This window comes from Methylocystis parvus OBBP (genome assembly GCF_027571405.1).
Lineage (GTDB): Bacteria > Pseudomonadota > Alphaproteobacteria > Rhizobiales > Beijerinckiaceae > Methylocystis > Methylocystis parva.
Window position 1 is genome coordinate 232,053 of record NZ_CP092968.1, and the last position, 17,164, is coordinate 249,216.

General features: G+C 66.0%; 15 protein-coding genes and 1 tRNA gene. 7 read left to right on the forward strand and 9 right to left on the reverse strand.

The genetic code is table 11. The features are described from left to right. Positions 1 to 82: 82 nt before the first annotated feature. On the reverse strand, positions 83 to 2,962 hold the full coding sequence (gene topA / locus MMG94_RS01120) for a type I DNA topoisomerase (RefSeq protein ID WP_016918982.1): 2,880 nt from the start codon (positions 2,960 to 2,962) through the stop codon (positions 83 to 85). Between the two features lie 110 nt (positions 2,963 to 3,072). Here topA and MMG94_RS01125 point away from each other — a divergent pair, with 110 nt between their 5' ends. The 5 genes from MMG94_RS01125 to MMG94_RS01145 all read left to right on the forward strand — a co-directional run bounded on the left by MMG94_RS01125 (position 3,073) and on the right by MMG94_RS01145 (position 5,186). Further along, complete coding sequence (locus MMG94_RS01125) at positions 3,073 to 3,558, forward strand: cupin domain-containing protein (RefSeq protein WP_016918981.1); 486 nt, start codon at positions 3,073 to 3,075, stop codon at positions 3,556 to 3,558. 13 nt (positions 3,559 to 3,571) lie between these two features. Then, complete coding sequence (locus MMG94_RS01130) at positions 3,572 to 4,285, forward strand: MgtC/SapB family protein (protein WP_016918980.1); 714 nt, start codon at positions 3,572 to 3,574, stop codon at positions 4,283 to 4,285. Positions 4,286 to 4,379: 94 nt separating this feature from the next. Further along, positions 4,380 to 4,453 (forward strand) — tRNA-Cys (locus MMG94_RS01135). A 125-nt stretch (positions 4,454 to 4,578) separates the two neighbouring features. Then, positions 4,579 to 4,782, forward strand: coding sequence for a hypothetical protein (locus MMG94_RS01140; RefSeq protein WP_016918979.1), 204 nt, complete (start codon positions 4,579 to 4,581; stop codon positions 4,780 to 4,782). Between the two features lie 107 nt (positions 4,783 to 4,889). Then, entirely contained in the window at positions 4,890 to 5,186 is a 297-nt protein-coding gene (locus MMG94_RS01145; protein ID WP_016918978.1) for a hypothetical protein, read from the forward strand. Here MMG94_RS01145 and MMG94_RS01150 read toward each other — a convergent pair. From MMG94_RS01150 to MMG94_RS01180, 7 genes are all read right to left on the reverse strand, one after another. Continuing rightward, positions 5,183 to 7,015 carry an AsmA family protein gene (locus tag MMG94_RS01150; RefSeq protein WP_244415246.1) on the reverse strand — a complete coding sequence of 611 codons (1,833 nt, stop codon included), beginning with the start codon at positions 7,013 to 7,015 and terminating at the stop codon, positions 5,183 to 5,185. The two genes, MMG94_RS01145 and MMG94_RS01150, sit on opposite strands and share 4 nt — an antisense overlap. A gap of 151 nt (positions 7,016 to 7,166) precedes the next feature. After that, positions 7,167 to 8,147 (reverse strand): DUF2865 domain-containing protein, encoded by a 981-nt coding sequence (locus tag MMG94_RS01155; protein WP_026016105.1) that lies wholly within the window; start codon positions 8,145 to 8,147, stop codon positions 7,167 to 7,169. 90 nt (positions 8,148 to 8,237) lie between these two features. Then, on the reverse strand, positions 8,238 to 8,678 hold the full coding sequence (locus MMG94_RS01160) for a response regulator (protein ID WP_020372419.1): 441 nt from the start codon (positions 8,676 to 8,678) through the stop codon (positions 8,238 to 8,240). 90 nt (positions 8,679 to 8,768) lie between these two features. Beyond that, entirely contained in the window at positions 8,769 to 9,143 is a 375-nt protein-coding gene (locus MMG94_RS01165) for a DUF423 domain-containing protein (RefSeq protein WP_016918975.1), read from the reverse strand. 22 nt (positions 9,144 to 9,165) lie between these two features. Beyond that, positions 9,166 to 10,695, reverse strand: a complete 1,530-nt coding sequence (locus tag MMG94_RS01170) for an undecaprenyl-phosphate glucose phosphotransferase (protein WP_016918974.1) — start codon at positions 10,693 to 10,695, stop codon at positions 9,166 to 9,168. 17 nt (positions 10,696 to 10,712) lie between these two features. Then, positions 10,713 to 11,921, reverse strand: a complete 1,209-nt coding sequence (locus MMG94_RS01175) for a glycosyltransferase (protein ID WP_016918973.1) — start codon at positions 11,919 to 11,921, stop codon at positions 10,713 to 10,715. A 10-nt stretch (positions 11,922 to 11,931) separates the two neighbouring features. Continuing rightward, a complete protein-coding gene (locus MMG94_RS01180) occupies positions 11,932 to 12,468 on the reverse strand; it encodes a polysaccharide biosynthesis/export family protein (protein WP_026016103.1) in 537 nt (178 codons plus the stop codon). A 212-nt stretch (positions 12,469 to 12,680) separates the two neighbouring features. On the opposite strand from MMG94_RS01180, the gene MMG94_RS01185 reads away from it, so the two are divergent. Beyond that, positions 12,681 to 14,780, forward strand: a complete 2,100-nt coding sequence (locus MMG94_RS01185; protein ID WP_016918971.1) for a GumC family protein — start codon at positions 12,681 to 12,683, stop codon at positions 14,778 to 14,780. Positions 14,781 to 14,792: 12 nt separating this feature from the next. On the opposite strand, the gene MMG94_RS01190 is transcribed toward MMG94_RS01185, so the two are convergent. Further along, positions 14,793 to 15,947 (reverse strand): GNAT family N-acetyltransferase, encoded by a 1,155-nt coding sequence (locus MMG94_RS01190; protein ID WP_016918970.1) that lies wholly within the window; start codon positions 15,945 to 15,947, stop codon positions 14,793 to 14,795. Between the two features lie 156 nt (positions 15,948 to 16,103). On the opposite strand from MMG94_RS01190, the gene MMG94_RS01195 reads away from it, so the two are divergent. Next, positions 16,104 to 17,159 (forward strand): polysaccharide deacetylase family protein, encoded by a 1,056-nt coding sequence (locus MMG94_RS01195; RefSeq protein WP_016918969.1) that lies wholly within the window; start codon positions 16,104 to 16,106, stop codon positions 17,157 to 17,159. Positions 17,160 to 17,164 lie beyond the last annotated feature (5 nt).

The window sequence follows — 17,164 nt, forward strand, 5'->3', positions numbered from 1 at the left end:
CTTGGACTGAAACAGATAAACGCCGCTCCGGGGTAACCGGGGCGGCGTCTTTATTTGTTTCGCCGCCCATCGTCTGCGCGCCTCACGCAGTCCCGCGTTTTTTCGCCGACGCGGCCGCCTTCTTCACAGCCGCCTTTTTCTTCGCCGCGATTTTCTTCACGGGCTTGGCGTCGGCGAAGGGCGTCTCGTCGCTGTCCTCGATGACCTTCTTCGCCTTGGCGGGCGCCTTCCTGGCTGGCGCTTTCTTTTTCGGCGCGCCGCCCTTTTCATCGATGAGCTTGATCGCGTCTTCGAGCGTCACATCCTCGGCGGACATGCTCTTCGGCAGAGTCGCATTGACCTTGCCGAGATTGACGTAAGGCCCGAAGCGTCCCGCGCGCACGGTGATCGAGCCGCCGTCAGGATGTTCGCCGAGCACGCGCCCGCCGGTCGAGCCGCCGCCGCCAGCCGCCTTCGCGGCAATCATTTCCAGCGCCTGTTCGAGCGTCAGAGAGGCGGGGTCGACATCCTTGGGGATGGTCGCGTTGACTTTCTTCCAGTTGACGTAAGGACCGAAGCGTCCGGCTTTCACCGTCACCGCGCCGCCTTCCGGATGGTCGCCGAGATTGCGACCGGAATCGCCGCCGCGCGAGAAGCGCGAACCGCCGCCGCCGGACTCTTTCTGAACGATGAGGTCGATGGCGCGATTGGCGCCGATCGTCAGCACGTCGTCGTCGCGCCCGACATTCGCGTAGGTCTTGCCGTGCTGAACGTAAGGTCCGAAACGGCCAATATTGGCGACGATCGGCTCGCCGGTCGTCGGGTGCTTGGCGACTTCGCGCGGCAGAGAGAGCAGCGCGAGCGCCTGCTGAAGCGTGAGATCTTCCGGCTTGATGTTTTTGGGGAGCGAAGCGCGTTTGGGCTTTTCGCCGCCTTCCTCCTGCTCGCCTTCCTGCACATAGGCGCCGAAGCGGCCGTCGCGCAACGTGATCTCGGCGCCGCTCTCGGGGTCCTGCCCCAGAACCTTCACGCCGGGCCGCGCGTCAGCGGCGGCGTCCCCGGTCGGCGGCGAGAGGGTGCGCGTATAGCGGCATTCGGGATAGTTCGAGCAGCCGATGAAGGCGCCGAACTTTCCGACCTTCAGCGACAACTGGCCCGCGCTGCAGGCGGGACAGAGGCGCGGATCGGAGCCGTCCTCCTTGGCGGGAAAGATATGCGGACCGAGCAGCTCGTTCAGGCTGTCGAGCACCTGCGTCGTGCGCAGATCCTTGGTCTCGTTCACGGCCGCCGAGAAATCGCGCCAGAAGTCGCGCAGCACCTGCTTCCAGTCGATCTCATTATTGGAGACGAGATCGAGCTTTTCTTCGAGCGAGGCGGTGAAGTCGAACTCCACATAACGCGAGAAGAAGCTCTCCAGAAAGGCGACGACGAGACGGCCCTTGTCCTCGGGAATGAGGCGCTTTTTGTCGAGCCGCACATAGTCGCGGTCGCGCAGCGTCGCGAGAGTCGAGGCGTAGGTGGAGGGGCGGCCGATGCCGAGCTCCTCCATGCGTTTCACCAGCGTCGCTTCGGTGAAGCGCGGCGGCGGCTCGGTGAAATGCTGCGTCGCGTCGATCTTCTCGCGCGTGCAGGGCTCGCCCGCCTTCATCGCGGGCAGACGGCCGCCTTCCTCGTCGCCATCATCGTCGCGGCCTTCCTGATAGAGCTCGAGAAAGCCGGGGAAGCGCACGACCTGACCGGTGGCGCGCAGCTCCAGATTGCGCGCGCCCGCTTTGGCGTCGATATCGACGGTCGTGCGCTCCAGCTCGGCCGACTCCATCTGGCTCGCGACGGTGCGCGTCCAGATCAGTTCGTAAAGCCGCGCCTGATCGGGCTCGAGATATCTGGCGACATGTTTGGGCAGGCGCGCGGCGTCGGTCGGGCGGATGGCCTCATGGGCTTCCTGCGCGTTCTTGGCCTTGGCCGAATATTTGCGCGGCGCATTGGGCACGAAGCGGTCGCCATATTCCTTGGCGATCACCTTGCGAACGCCCGCCACGGCCTCGGGCGCCATATCGACGCCGTCGGTTCGCATATAAGTAATGAGGCCCACCGTCTCGCCGTCGAGATCGACGCCCTCATAGAGGCGCTGCGCGATGCGCATGGTGATGGCCGGCGCGAGGCCGAGCTTGCGCGAGGCCTCCTGTTGCAGCGTCGAGGTGGTGAAGGGCGCGTAGGGATGGCGCTTGACCGGCTTCGCCTCGACCGAGCGCACGGTGAAAGCCGCCGCGAGCAGCGCCTTCTTGAAGTCCTCCGCCTCCTCGCCCTTGCCGATGTCGAGGCGGGTGATCTTCTTGCCGTCCGCGCCGACGAGGCGGGCCGTGAAGGGCTCCCCGGCCTTGGTTTTCAGATGCGCGACGAGCGACCAATATTCCTGCGCGACGAATTTCTCGATCTCTAGCTCACGGTCGCAGACGAGCCGCAGCGCCACCGACTGCACGCGGCCGGCCGAGCGCGCGCCGGGCAGCTTGCGCCACAGCACGGGCGAGAGCGTGAAGCCGACGAGATAGTCGAGCGCGCGGCGGGCGAGATAGGCGTCGACCAGCGCCTGATCGATCTGGCGCGGATGCGCCATGGCGTCGCGCACCGCGTCCTTGGTGATGGCGTTGAAGACGACGCGCTCGATCTTCTTGTCCTTGAGCGCCTTCTTCTTGTTCAGAATTTCGATGAGGTGCCAGGAAATGGCCTCGCCTTCGCGATCCGGGTCGGTCGCGAGAATGACCTTGTCGGCGTCCTTGACCGCCTGGGCGATCTCGGTGACGCGCTTGGAGCCGCGCGCATCCATCTCCCAGACCATGGCGAAGTCTGCGTCCGGATCGACCGAGCCGTCTTTGGCGGGCAGGTCGCGGACATGGCCCATGCTGGCGATGACGTTGAAATCGCGGCCTAAATATTTGTTGATGGTCTTGGCTTTGGCCGGCGATTCGACGATGACGACATTCATTCGCGACAATTCCAACTGGGCGCCGTGCCCGGCGCGGCGGGGCGGAAGATGGTCAGAATGGGCGGCGCCTGTCAAATTGGGGCCGGGAGACGCCGAGGGGAGCGAGCGGCATGGATAAAGTAAATGAGCGCAGGAAGCTTGCGATCCTGGCCTCCGCCGTGGCGCCTCGCAGCCGCCCCTCCAATTATCCGGAGCCCTTCGCCGCACGGGTTGCAGGGCGGGAGAAGCGGGCGCTGGGCGACGCCTTCGGGCTGGCCAATTTCGGCGTGAACCTCACCCGCCTCGCGCCCGGCGCTCAGTCGGCCCTTCTGCACCGCCACAGCCGTCAGGACGAATTCGTCTATATCCTCGAAGGGGCTCCCACTCTTGTGACGGAAGACGGCGAGGTCGAGCTTTCGCCCGGCATGTGCGCCGGCTTTCCGGCGGGCGGCGCCGCCCACCATCTCGTCAATCGAACTGACACAGACGCGCTTTACCTCGAAATCGGCGATCGCGCGCCCGGAGATAACGGGACCTATCCGGCCGACGATCTGGAGGCGCGCCTCAGCGCGGACGGGCGCTGGACGTTCTTCCATAAGGACGGCCGCCTTTATTGAGCCTGGAGACGTCATGGCCGCCCTGACTAGTTTCAACCCCGACGAACTGCTCAACACATTCATTTCTCTCTTCATCGCGATTCTGCTCGGTACGCTGATCGGCGCGGAGCGGCAATATCGGCAGCGCAACGCGGGACTGCGCACCAACGCCCTCGTGGCGCTCGGGGCCTCGGCCTTTGTCGATCTCGGCATGCGGCTCATGGGCAATCAGGGGGCGACTCAGGTGCTCGCTTATGTCGCCTCGGGCGTCGGTTTTCTCGGCGCGGGCGTGATCCTGAAGGAGGGCATGAATATTCGCGGCCTCAACACGGCCGCGACCATCTGGTGCTCGGCCGTCACGGGCGCCTTTGCGGGGGCCGACCATCCGGCGGAGGCGGCGCTGCTCTGCGCCTTCGTTCTCGCCGGCAACACATTCCTGCGGCCGCTGGTGAATATGATCGAGCGCGCGCCGATCGACGAGAGCCAGACTGAGGCGACGTTCGAGATTCGCGTTACGACGGACGATGGAAGCCGGGACGCGGTGCGCGAAATCGTCGAGGAGCGGCTGGAGGCCGCGAAATATCCGGCGCTCGACATTCGCGAGAGCGAGCGGGAGGAGGGCGTCGAGATCGTCGCAAAGCTCGCGGCCACCAGCGTCGAGGCGAAGGAGCTCGACGCCATCGTCGACGCGCTGGGCAAGCTCGACAGCGTCGCCCACGCCACATGGACGTCGCGCGCCTCCGATTGATCCCGGTCGCATTACGGCGACACATGCTCTTGCCCCTCCCGGCGACCTCCTGTAAGAGCGGTCGCAGGCGAAGCGCTCGGCGTTTCGCCGGGACGGCCTCGTGGCGGAGTGGCTACGCAGAGGACTGCAAATCCTTGTACTCCGGTTCGAATCCGGACGAGGCCTCCATTCCCATCGCGGCAAAATCCGCCTATAAAATAAGCGAAGCTTTCAGACTGGCGAGGTCACGCGTCAGATCCGGCGCGCCGCCGCATCGGCGCAGCGTTTTTTTGCGTACGAGGAGAGGGGGAACGATGCTTCACGCTTTGATTGCCGACGCCCAGGCCCGGCTCGACAACGCCCGCCGAGAACTGCGTCTCGCCGCCGTCAATTTCGAGGTGCCGGACGAACAGCTTCTCGAGCTGCGCGCCAATGCGCGCAAGGTCTATGACGAACTTGCGGCGCTCGACCGCAAGAAGCTGAAAAAGGGCCTTTTTGGCTTTCTCAAGCTTTGGTGATCGGCGCCTTCTGAACGATCAGCGTCTTGTTTCCGAGGCGGCCGCGCTCTCCATAATAGCGTGAGAGGGCGCGGCGCGCGCGTCGCCCCAGGCGATGAGGAAGCAAGATGATTAGCCCCGACACCCCTCCGGGCACGGAGATTGTCTGCGTCGAGGCCGGTCCCGGGCGTTATGGCGACGGCGGCCTGCGAAAGGGCGCGATCTATACGGTCGAACGGATTGCTCCCGCCATAGATGGCGGATTCGTCGTCGTGTTGACCGAAATTCCTCCCTGGGAAACCTATACGCCACCCTGGGGGCTTGTCGGCATCGGCTTCGAACTGCGGCGCTTTCGCTATCTCGACATTCCCGACTCCCTGATGAAGCTGCTGGAGGAGGCCGGGCGCGAAACGGAGACCGTCTAATTCGCGCGTCCGCTTTCAGGGCCAGGCGGCTCGGGCAGCAGGGGCGCCGCCGCGCCCGAGCGTCGGATGAAGGCTTGGGGATCGGGCGCGAGCGTCAGGTCGTCCCAGCTCCCGGCGAGATCAAAGACCATTTGCAAACCCTTTTCGCGCGGCTTGCCGGCGCCGTCGGCTTCTCGCGCCGCCGCCTTCAGGGCGAGGCTGCGTTCCGCGAAATTAGCGTCGCCCGTAAGACTCAATGCGAAGCCCGGTCCATAGGCGGCCGCCTCCTGCAGCGCGCCGACGCCATTTTCGAACAGAAGCGTCGCGCTGGCGCGGTCGACCGTCGAGCTTCCCGAACGAATGTCCTGCGCGCTCGCCAGAGGCCGCTTCTCGAAGCGGCGCAACGCGCGCTCGAAATCGACGCCGGCTATCTCTCCGTCCTTCAAGGCGAGAGTCGCGCGACCGGACAGATTTTTCGTAAGGTCGGCGATCGTCGCGCCTGAGGCGTCGAGCGTGAGCGTCGAGGTCAGGGAGCCGCCGACCGCCTCTTTGCCGAAGGCGTCCCAGAGAAAAGCGCGCGCGTCGACATTGGTGGTTTGCGTCGTGGCGTGGACCGCGAGCCCGCCGTCGCCGGCCGGCTTGAAGCTGGCATGCGCCTTCAACCGGCCGCGATAAGCCTGCGCCTCGGGGAGCGACAGGTCGAGCGCGCCGTCCCGGAGCGTCGCGGCGAGCACGGCGTCGTCGATCATCAGACGGCCAAGGCGGGCATGGGCCGCGGCGAGCCAAAGATCGACGTCGGCGCCGCCGAGGTCCGGCGGTTCGAGCGGCTCGTGACTCCATTGGCCGTCCGGGCCGACAAGGGCGGGCGCGTCCGCGAACATCGGCTTCAAGGCCACGAATTCGCTTTTCAGCGTCGCCGAGACATTCGGCCGTCCGTCTTCGTTCCGCACCGTCAATTCGCCGTCAAAGGCGTTGCCGTCGACGAGGACGTGCAAATCCTTGAGCGCCGCTTCACGGGCGTTCAGCGCCGCCTGCGCCGAAAATTGCGCGCCGCTGAAGGGGCCGGGCAGGGGAACGTCAATATTGAAGAGCCTCAAGGCTTCGCGCACGGACGCCGCCGAACCGGCGACGCGGCCCGCATATTGCGCCCTGGGAAGGGTCTGCGCGACGCCCTGCGCCTCGAGCCGCAGAGTCTCGCCGTCGAGCCGGGCCGTGACGACGGAAGGGTCGCCGCGAAGGAAAAGGCCGGGACGCGCGATCCAGGCCAAAAGTTGCAGGCGTTCGCCGCGCCAGTCGAAGACGCCGGTCAGGAGGGCCGGCTCGCCGATCTTGCGCCAGTCCAGCGCGCCCTCGATTTTCTCCGCCGCATATTCCGCGCCGCCGCGCCGCACGCGCAACGCCCCGTCCGTGATAGTCAAAACGCCGAGGCGAAAACCGTCGGTCGTCTGCGCTTCGACGCTGGCCGGTTTCGCGGCCGCGGCGCGCGCGGCGGCTCCAGGCGCGTCGACGGTCCGATCGAGATCGAGACGGGCGCGCGGGCGAACCAGGGCCACGCCGTCTATGTCGAGGCGTCCCGTAAGCAAAGGGAGCAGTTTCAGGACGCCGTGAAGCTGTTCGGCTTCAATCACCAGCGCGCCGTTGCGGTCGGCGAAGACAACCCCTTCGAGGGTCATGTGAGGCCGGGGCGTGAGCGCGAGTCGGGGATAGCCCCGAGCGGCGACATAGAGGCCGGTGGCGTTTTGAAGCTGGGCGTAGAGGGCCGACTTGGCGACGGTTGGCGAGTAGAGCCAGGGCGCGAGCCCCGCTGCGATGCCGATGACGGCGACAAAGGCCAGGACAATCCAGCGCAATATGCGCGCGCGCCTGCGCCCGCCGCCATCGGCCGCGGGCCGATGGTCACTGGAAGGATCGCTCTCCTTCGGGCGCAAACGCTTCTCTCCTACGCCTACCTCTCACCGCTTCTTGCGGGGAAGCGCGGCGAGAAAGTGGCGACGCGCCCAATCAGAGGGTCGATTTCGGCCGCCCGCCGTGGCGGCGCTCGCCATTCATGACCGCGAGGCGCCCTTGCGGGGTCTTCAGCGCCTTCTCGATCGCGTAGAGCGCGCTCTTGTTGGAGAGCGGCACATTCCCGCTTTCGGCCAGCGACAGGAAATCCGTCTCCTTGAAGGGAAAGCGGCTTCCACGGCGAACGATCCGGACCCCTTGCGGCGTGACGACCGAGTCGCCCGGCCGCAGGGTCGAGTCCGTCAGCAGCGCGCGGGTCGCGGCGGCGGCGGTCGCCTCGGTCTGGCAGGAGCAGCTCTTGGCGCGGGAGTCGTTCAGATCCAGACGGGCGAGAAGCGCCGCATAGGTTTCGCCGCTCTTCGCCGCCTTGGCCTCGTCCACCTTGTCGGACCCTTCCGGGAAGACGAACAGCGTCGATTGCGCGCCGGGGCAAAGCTTCTCGCAGCTCGCCTGCTGGGCCGCGAGCTGCGAGGCGCGCGAGACCGCAAGAGCGGGGAAATAATAGCCGTCGCAGGCGCGCACGCAGACGGCGCGCCGGCTCACGCCGCCGACGGCGCCGCTCGAGGCCGCCACCTTGAAGCTGGCGTTGCGCGTGGGGGACAGCGCTTCCACCGCGCCGCCGCGCCGCTGCTCGACAGGCGCCGCGCGGCGGGCCAGGGCGAATTTTCGCCGCTCGACGAGTTGTCTGCGCGCCTGGGCGTAATGCGCGCGGGCCTTCCTGGCATGCCGCGCGCGTCGGCCTCCTTCCCGTGGGGAGACCTCGGATCGCGGCGCATAGCCGTCGTAATAGAGCTTATGAGGCTGGGCCGAGGGGCCGAAAAGCTCGTCGATGAGGCCGCCGGCGGCCCGGCTGGCGCGGAGGTCGTATCCAGTGAATACTGCACAAAAAAGTGCGAAAGCGGCGCCGAGGGAAATAGCGGATCGCGCACGGGCGAAACGGGCGTTGCGGCTCGCGGCCGTCTGATGACTCGGAGACATGGAACGCGCTCACGTTAAGAGAAAATTAATAATTTTCTGCGCGCAGAATAAAATAGTTCGGCTTGGGCTTCAAGCCAAATAGTCTGAAATTCAATCACTTTTGAAAGGCGCCAGCTCCTCGCGCAGCGTTCGGAGTATCTCTTCGACATAGAAGGGTTTTTCGACGATCGCCTGCTCGGGATAGGCTTCCGGCAGTCCGGCGCGGCCGCATCCCGTCGTGAAGACGAAGGGAATTTTCCGCGCGAAGATGATGTCCGCGACCGGGTCGATGCGGTCGTCTCCGATATTGACGTCGAGCAGCGCAAGGTCGAAGGCGATGGTCTGGGCCAGCCTTACCGCCTGCGGCACGGTCCGCGCCGTCCCGGCGATGACGAGGCCGAATTCGGAGAGCGTCTCTTCCAGAGCGAGCGTGATGAAAGGGTCGTCTTCGACAATCAGAACCCGGCGTCCGAGCAGAGGGTCGCCCGGCCGTTGCGTCGCATCGCTCGATGCGCCGCCAGTATGGGGATGTGGCGCGTCCGAGACAGACATGTGACGATGGTGCGGCCGTTCGCCGCGCGAGTCCAGCAATAGCGCGCGGTGGTTGCGAATCTCTCTCGACTGTTGCTTTTTGGCCGCAGTCTAGCCGCGCCGTGCGATTCCCAGCGCGCCCCAGACGGCGAGCGCCAACCACGCCAGGATCGTCGCCGAGCCGCCCATCGGCGCGGCGAAGGGAAAGAGCTTCCCGCCGAGATAGACGCGGGCGGCGAGGTCCGCCGAGAAGAGCGTCACGCCGGCCTGAAGTAGAAAGGTCGCGGCGGACAGGAACCGCGGATAGGCCGGCGCCGTCCGCGCCAGGGCGGCGAGGGCGAGGCCGGCGGCGGCGTGCAATGTCAGGAATTGGCTCGCGGTCGAGAGAAGCGGGTTGGCGTCGACATGGGCCGCGGCCGCCGCAAGGGCGACGCCGGCCGCGCCCTGAAGCGCGGCGACAGTCGCGACGATTGACGGAGTTTTCACGCCAGCGCTTTCCTTTCCGCCCTCAATAGGCGTTTTCAGCCTTGATCAGGGCGAAGGGCGTCAGAGCGAGAATATAGACGTCGAGGAAGATCGACCAGTTCTCGATGTAATAGAGGTCGCATTCGACGCGCTTCTGGATCTTTTCCGGCGTATCGGTTTCGCCGCGCCAGCCATTGATCTGCGCCCAGCCCGTGAGGCCGGGCTTGACGCGGTGGCGGGCGAAATAGCCGTCCACCACCTCGTCATAGAGATGATCCGCCGCGCGCGAGACGACGGCGTGCGGGCGCGGGCCGACAAGCGAGAGATTGCTCTTGAACACGACGTTGAAGAGCTGCGGCAGTTCGTCGAGCGAGGTCTTGCGGATGATGCGGCCGACGCGCGTAACGCGCGGATCGCCCCGCGTCACCTGCTTGGTCGCCGAGTGATCGAGCTTGTCGACATACATCGAGCGAAATTTGTAGACCTCGATATTCTCGTTGTTGAAGCCGTGACGCACCTGTTTGAAGAGAACGGGGCCGGGCGAGTCGAGCTTCACGGCGAGCGCAACGAGCGCCATGACCGGCGAGAGCAGGAGGAGGCAGATCGTCCCCACGATTTTGTCGAAGACATATTTGACGACGACGTCCCAGTCGGCGATCGGCTTGTCGAAGACGTCGATCACCGGAACGTTGCCGATATAGGAGTAAGAGCGCGGGCGGAAGCGCAGCTTGTTGGTGTGCGCCGCAAGACGAATGTCGATCGGCAGCACCCAGAGCTTGCGCAGCATTTGCAGCAGACGCCCCTCCGCGGAGATCGGCAGGGCGAAGATCACGAGATCGATGCGGGTGTGGCGCGCGAATTCGACGAGGTCGTCGATCGTGCCGAGCTTGGGGAAGCCCGCGACGACGTCGGGCGAGCGCTTGTCCGTACGGTCGTCGAAAAGCCCGAGGATCTGCAGGTCGCCGTCATTTTGCGCGGCGAGATCCCGCAGCACCGGATCGGCCAATTCGCCGCCGCCGACGATGACGGTGCGGCGGTCGAGCTTGCCCTGCCGGGTCAGCATCCGGACGATCAGGGACAAAGCCAGGCGCTCCGCCGCCAGCAGCGCGAGGCCCGTAACGTACCAGCTCAGCAGCCAGACGCGCGAGAAGGAATCGTCGAGTTTGAAGAAAAAGAGCACGATGAGCGCGGCGACGAAAACCAGCGACCAGGCCGCCGCGATCTTCAGCCCGTTGCGCATCGGAGCCCGGAACGCCGCCGTTGAATAAAGGCCGAGCGATTGCAGCGCGACGATGGCGGAGAGCGCCATGGTCGGCATGACGAGATAATAGTCGAGCGAGCGCCCCCAATTCGCCGCGACGTAAATTTCGTGGATGAACAGGCCGGCGCCCAACAGCGTCAGCAGTTCGACCAGGCGAACGAGCCCGGCGAGGACGATCGGCGAATAGGCCTTGCCCGGCGCGCCATTGCTGGCGATCTCGGCGAGGGTCGGACTGAGCGGCTTTTTTTCCGGGCCGCTCCCGTTCTTTTCAGGAGGCACGCCCTTCATGTCGCCAACGGCGAAAGCGCACATTTGCTTACTCCCGTTCCTCAGTTTGCGGCGACGGTCTGTAGCCGCACGCTTGCGAGCGCCGCGCGGTAGCCGCGCAGGACGCCCTCGTTCATCGATTGAATCGTGAAGCCCTTCCTCACGAAATCGGCCATCTCCGCCGCGAGCGCGTCGCGAGCCGCGGGACTTGTCTCGAGCGCATCGCGCATGGCGGCGGCGAGCGCGCCGGGATCGCCGGGCTCGACGAGTCGCGCCGCCTGCGCGCCGAAAATCTCCGGTATCCCGCCGACATTCGTCGCGACGACCGGCGCTTTGGCGGCGATCGCTTCGAGGACGATATAGGGAAGCGACTCGGCGCGGCTCGGCACCACGAGAATTCGCCCCTGCGCGAGCGCGGCTCGCGCCGGCATGCGATCCAGAAACGCCACGCGGCCATCGAGGCCGAGCCGCCGCGCCATGGCGCGAAACGCGCCTTCGTCCCGGCCCGAGCCGACAAGAGCGAGACGCAGATTCTTTGGCAGCGAGGCGAAGGCGCGCAGCAGGTCTTCGACGCCCTTGGAGACGCGCATCTCGCCGATGAACACGAAGTCCGCTGCGTCCGGCGCAGGGATCACGGGCGCGAATTCGCAGGGCGAGACGCCATTATGCACGACGGGCGCGAATGCGCTGGGCGGCTCGATCGTTTCGATGAAACGCCGCCGCGCATAATCGCTCTCGAAGGGTATAAGGTCCGTCACGCGGCCCATTATGCGCTCAGCGGTAAAGAAAACTCTTCCGTCGAGCGCGTCGGCGCGGAAATGGAGCGTTCCGCCATGGGGCGTGTAGACGCGGGCGAGGGGCCGCGCGGGACGCGGAAAAATCGGGACGAGACCCGGCAGCCGGGCGTAGAGGCCGCCTTTCGCGCCATGGCCGTGCACGACGTCGACCGACAATTCGCGAACCAGCGCCGCCACGCGCCAGGCGATGCGCAGATCGTCCGGATGCGGGAGCCGCCGCATGGGTAGGCGCGTGACGCCGAGGGCGAGAAAAGGCGAAAGCTCGTCGAGACTGTCGCCGGCGCAAGCTCCCCCCGTCAGGGAATCGGCGACGAGGCCGACCTGACAGCCGGCCTCGGCCTGGGCGCGCGCGAGATCGCCGACGTGACGAAACAACCCGCCGACCGGCGCGCGCATGACATGGAGGATGCGCAATCCCGAAGGCTTCGCCGCATCGTCCGTCGCGTCCTGATGGTCGACCGCGGCCAAAAACAACCTCGCTTCTTTAGAAAATCCGTTCTCGAACCGTAATCGTGTCGCCGGGGCGGACGGCCGTGTCGAGCGGCACGCGGCCGGTGACGGGATAGCCGTCGACGACGCGCGTGAGATCGACCGCGCCCTGATAGCCGCGCGGGCCGAATCCGCCGGCGATCGCGATCGCGGTGCGGGCGGTCATGGCCTCGACGAAAGGATATTGGCCGGCATTGGTGACTTCGCCCAGCACGAAGAAGGGGCGGAACGCCTCCACCTCAACGGAGACGCGCGGCTCGCGCACGAATCCGTTGCGAAGCCGCGCGGCGATCTCGCGCTCGACATCCGGCACGGTGAGGCCCTGGACCGGGACCGAGCCGATCAGCGGCATGGCGATGCGGCCGGCTCCGTCGACCGCATAGGCGTTGGAAAGGGCGTCCTGTCCGAAGACGATGACGCGAAGCCGGTCGCCCGCGGCGAGCGTATAGGGCTCGTACGCGGAAGCTGAGAAAAGCTCCGGCTTGTACGACCCGGGAGCCGCGCAACCGGTCAAGAAAGCGCCCATGGTCATCGCGATCGCCAAGGTGAGCGTCTTGCAGGCGGCCTTTTTCGAGGCGACTGGCTTCGCCATTTTTGTTCCGTGAGTTGTAGCAAATCGGTTGACCGCCATAAGGCGACGATCTGGTTTTATTGTTTCATGGTTAACAAACTTTGACCTGAACCGCTTAACCAGCCCTAAACCATAATTGCGTTATCACGCCGGGGTTGCACCTCGGAGAAGCGATGCGCGCGGATATTCCCATAGAGACGGAGGCGGTGACAAACGAAGTCGATTTGTCGCATGTCGGCCGTGCGCTGAAGAAGAAGCGCTGGTGGGTCATCGGGCCCACTCTGGTCGCGCTGGCGGGCGCGCTCGTCTTCGTCAATGTCGTCAAGCCGCGATACACCTCCGAAGCTCGCCTCCTGCTCGAAAACCAGGACGATTTCTATGCGCGCGTCGACAAGGGCGAGCGCATCGACGCCAACGGCCCCGACGCCGAGGGCGTGCAGAGCCAGATCCAGCTGCTTACCTCGCGCGATCTCGCGCGGCGCGTGATCAAGCAGCTCGGCCTTCAGGGCAACGTCGAATTCGATTCCTTGGCGAACGGAATGGGCGCGCTGACGCGCGTCATGGTCCTGCTCGGCCTGCAGCGCGATCCGACGCAGATGTCGCCGGAAGACCGCATTCTCGAGAAGTTCGGGGAAAAGCTGTCGGTGCTGTCTCCGACCAAGACCCGCGTCCTCTCGATCGAATTTTCCTCCCGCAATCCAGACCTCGCGGCGCGCGGCGCCAACGCTGTCGCGGACGCCTATATAGAGATGCAGCAGGAGGCGAAGCGCTCCATCGCGCGCACGGCGGCGCAGTCGCTGGCGACGCTTGTCTCCGATCTACATGGCCGCGTCGCGGAAGCGGAGGCGAAAGTCGAGGATTACCGCGCCAAAACGGGGCTGCTCGTCGGCGCCAACAATACCGTCATTCCGACGCAGCAGCTTGGCGAATTGAACAATCAGCTTTCGAATGCGCGCGGCGTGCAGGCCGACGCTCAGGCGAAAGCGAATATTCTGCGCGATATGCTGCGGCAGAACCGCATCGGCGAAATTCCGGACGTCGCCAACAATGAAGTGATGCGGCGCATCTTCGAGCAGCGCGTCGCCTTGCGCGCGCAATTGGCGCTCGAATCCCGCACGCTTCTTCCTCAGCATCCGCGCATCAAGGAGCTGGAAGCGCAGCTCCACGATCTCGATATGCAGTGGCGCGCCGCCGCCGAACGCACGGCGCGCACGCTGGAGAACGAGGCCCGGATCGCCTCGGTCCGCGTCGAAAATCTCACCAAGGTTCTCGACGACCAGAAACGCGTCGCCGGCGCCGCAGGCGCCGAGGAGGTGAAGCTGCGCGACCTCGAGCGGGCCGCCCGTCTCCTGAAGGATCAGCTCGAGACCGAGACCGCGAAATATCAGGAGGCGCTGGCGCGCGAGCGCGTGAAGGCGACGCCGGCCGACGCCCGCATCATCCAGCGCGGCCTCGCCCCGCAACTCCCGTCCTTTCCCAAGAAATTGCCGATCGCCGCATTCGCCACGCTTGCGACGCTGATCCTCTCGACGGGCGCGATCGTCGCCGGCGAATTGCTCACGGGCAGAGCCCGGGTCGCGCCGCCCGCGGCGCCGCTCGACGCGCCGCAGCCGGAGCCTGTTCGCATCGCGGCGCAGGAGCGCTCCGCCGCCCCGGCCGAGCGCTTGGCGGAGACGGTCGAAGCGGCGGCGCCGCCCGTCGCGCCGCCCCCGGCCCAGACCGCACCCGACGTCATCCATCGAATCGACAGCGCCCGCGCCGCGCAAAGCTGCGTGAAGGTGCTGGTGACGCCCTGCGAAAAAGACGGCAAGCCGGCGGAAACGGCGATCGCGCTCGCGCGCAATCTCGCCCGGCGCGGCCGCACGCTTCTCGCGGCGGCGGACCCCGGCGCGAGGGCTTTCGACGCGCTGGTGCATTCGCCGGGCGGCGCGCCCAAGGGCATGGCCGATCTCTCGGCGGGCGTCGCGGATTTCGCCGAAGTCATTCACCGCGACGTCGGCTCGCGTCTGCATGTGCTGCCCGGCGGGATCGCTGCGGGCGACGAGCAATACGAGCTTTCGCTCATCGTCACGGCGCTGGCGCATACTTACGATTTCATCGTCTTTGCGGCTTCGCCCGATCAGGCGCTGCGACTCGCCGCGCATGTCGATCTCGCTTTCGTCCTTGGCGGAGACGCGGCGGCGGAAGATTTGCGCGCGCGGCTCGCGCAGGAAGGCGCGGACGCGCATCTGCTCGAAGACGTCCAGGGTCTGGATGGTCTGGTCGCGGCCTGAACGCCGCCGCGCCTATCCAGCGCGCGTCGCGAGGCGCTTTGCGCGGAAATACGCGCCGGACAACGCCGGATTCTGCTTCACGCGCCGCTTGAGCTGGAGATAGGCGGAGAAGGCCGGGGCGAGCGCCATTCCGCGCGTCGACACCGGCATGATGACGTCGCACAGCTCGATCGTTTCGTCGCAGACGGCGTTCTTGTAGCGCGCTTCGCCGGCTCCAAGATCGAAATGGGTCATCCCTCGCGAAACGAGATTGCGCATCAGCGCATGCAATAGAAGATCGCCGGGCGATGAGCGCGCCAGCTCTTCATCCATCTCGAAAGAATTGAGCATTCCCGAAAAGCGCCCGCCGCGGACGATTCCCGCATAGGTCGCCGCGATGCGCCCGCCGACCGAGAGCGCATGCAATTCGAGGGCGCCGTCGCCCTTTTGATCCAGGAGCCGATCGAGGAATGCGCGAACGCGGCGCCGTTCGAACGAATCCACGACGCCCATATCGGAGAAGCGCGCGGTTTTCTGCCTGATCAGGGTCTCGATGACGTCGAGGGCGCGCGTCCCCGCGACGCCGTGCTCATAGGATAGCGCGCCCATTTCCGCGAGGCGGGCTTCCTTTTTCTTCAACTTTTTCCGGGCGTCTTTCGACAGGCGCGCGGCGAGTTCCTCGACCCGCGCGGGAAGCGTCGTCCCGTAGGCGAAACTGGCGCTCGGGCGCGCGTCGGGAAAGGCGAGGGGGTTGTCGAATGCGTCGAAGCGGCGCGGCTGATTGCGCAAATAAATGAGATCAGGAACGGATTGCGCGGCGCGCGCGGCTTTGAGGAGCAGCGCCCGCAAACCGGCCCCATCGTAGCGCGCGCCCGGGGCGAGGAGGGGAAGATTGAAATTGCTTTCCCGTCCGCCGAGAAACTGCGCGATGTCGCAGCCGGCCCGGGTCTGGACGCATAGCGGCAGAAGCGCGCGCGGGCGCCCCAGATGGTCGCGTTCGACGATGATGAAGGGCCGCACGCCTTCGGCCCGGCCGATCGTTTCGAACCAGGCGGAGGCGAAGGAATATGTCTGATAAGGGCTGATCGCCGCGCGTTCGGACAGTTCGAGCCACAAGTCCCGCGCGTCCGACAGACGCGGGAACGCGTCGGTCGTCGCTCGGACAGGAATTTCTGTCAGAACCGGCAAAACTCATCCTCCAGGCTTTCGAGCGTCCCGCCGGGAGGGCCCAACCTCCGTATCCCGTAAGCCTCGCGCCTAAATCTCCCACGAGCTGCATAACAGATAGTTAGAAACTTGATCTTAAATCCTGGAAGGGTTTCGAGCGCGTATTTCGGGGGTTCCATGGCAAGTTGGCGGGAGCGGGCGATCGGCGCCGGCATGCGGCTCTTTCAGGCGAGCGGCGCGCATCGGCTCGCCGCTCCCTTCACGCGCGGCCTTGGCGCGATCCTCATGTTCCACCGCGTCAGGCCGAATCCCGGCGAAGCTTTCGCGCCGAATGCGGGCCTGGAGATTACGCCGGATTTTCTCGACAATCTTCTCGGGCATTTGCGCGCTCGCGGCTACGAAATCCTCTCGCTCGACGCCGCGCTCGGGCGCCTTCGCGGGGAAGAGTCGACGGGGCGGCCCTTCGTCGCGCTCACTTTCGACGACGGCTATCGCGACCTCGTGGAACATGCGCTCCCCATACTGGAGCGGCGGCGCGCGCCCTTCACGGCCTATGTGACGGCCGGCTTCGCTGATCGCGCCGCGCGGCTCTGGTGGCTCGAAATGGAACAGGCGATGCGACGCCTTTCCCGGGTAGAGATCGACGTCGGCGGCCGGCGCATCATGCGCGACTGCGCAACGGCGGCCGAGAAGAGCGCGGCCTTCGGGGAAATCTATTGGGCCATACGCGACGGCGGCGAAGCGCAATTGCTGGAGGTCGCAGCGGCGCTCACGGCGCAGGCGGGCGTCGACTCCCAAGCCCTGACGGCCGAGGCCTGCCTCGACTGGGGGGCGATCGCAGGGCTGGCGCGCCATGAACTTGCGACGATCGGCGCGCACTCGCTCACCCATCCGCGCCTCGCCAAGCTCGACGAGGGCGCCGCTCGTCGCGAGATGGCGGAAAGCCGCGACCGTATCGCACAGGAGACGGGCGTGACGCCGACGCATTTCTGCTATCCCGTCGGAGACGCGACCTCGGCCGGCGCGCGCGAATTCCGGCTTGCGGCGACGCTCGGTTTCGAGAGCGCCGTCACAACGCGGCCGGGGATGATTTTCCCCGAGCATCGCCGCCATTTGCATGCGCTTCCCCGCCTCTCTGTGAACGGCAAACATCAAAGCCTCGCGGCGCTCGACGTGCTCTTGAGCGGCGCGCCCTTCGCCCTGATGAATCGCGGCCGTCGCGTCGCGGCGTGACCTGA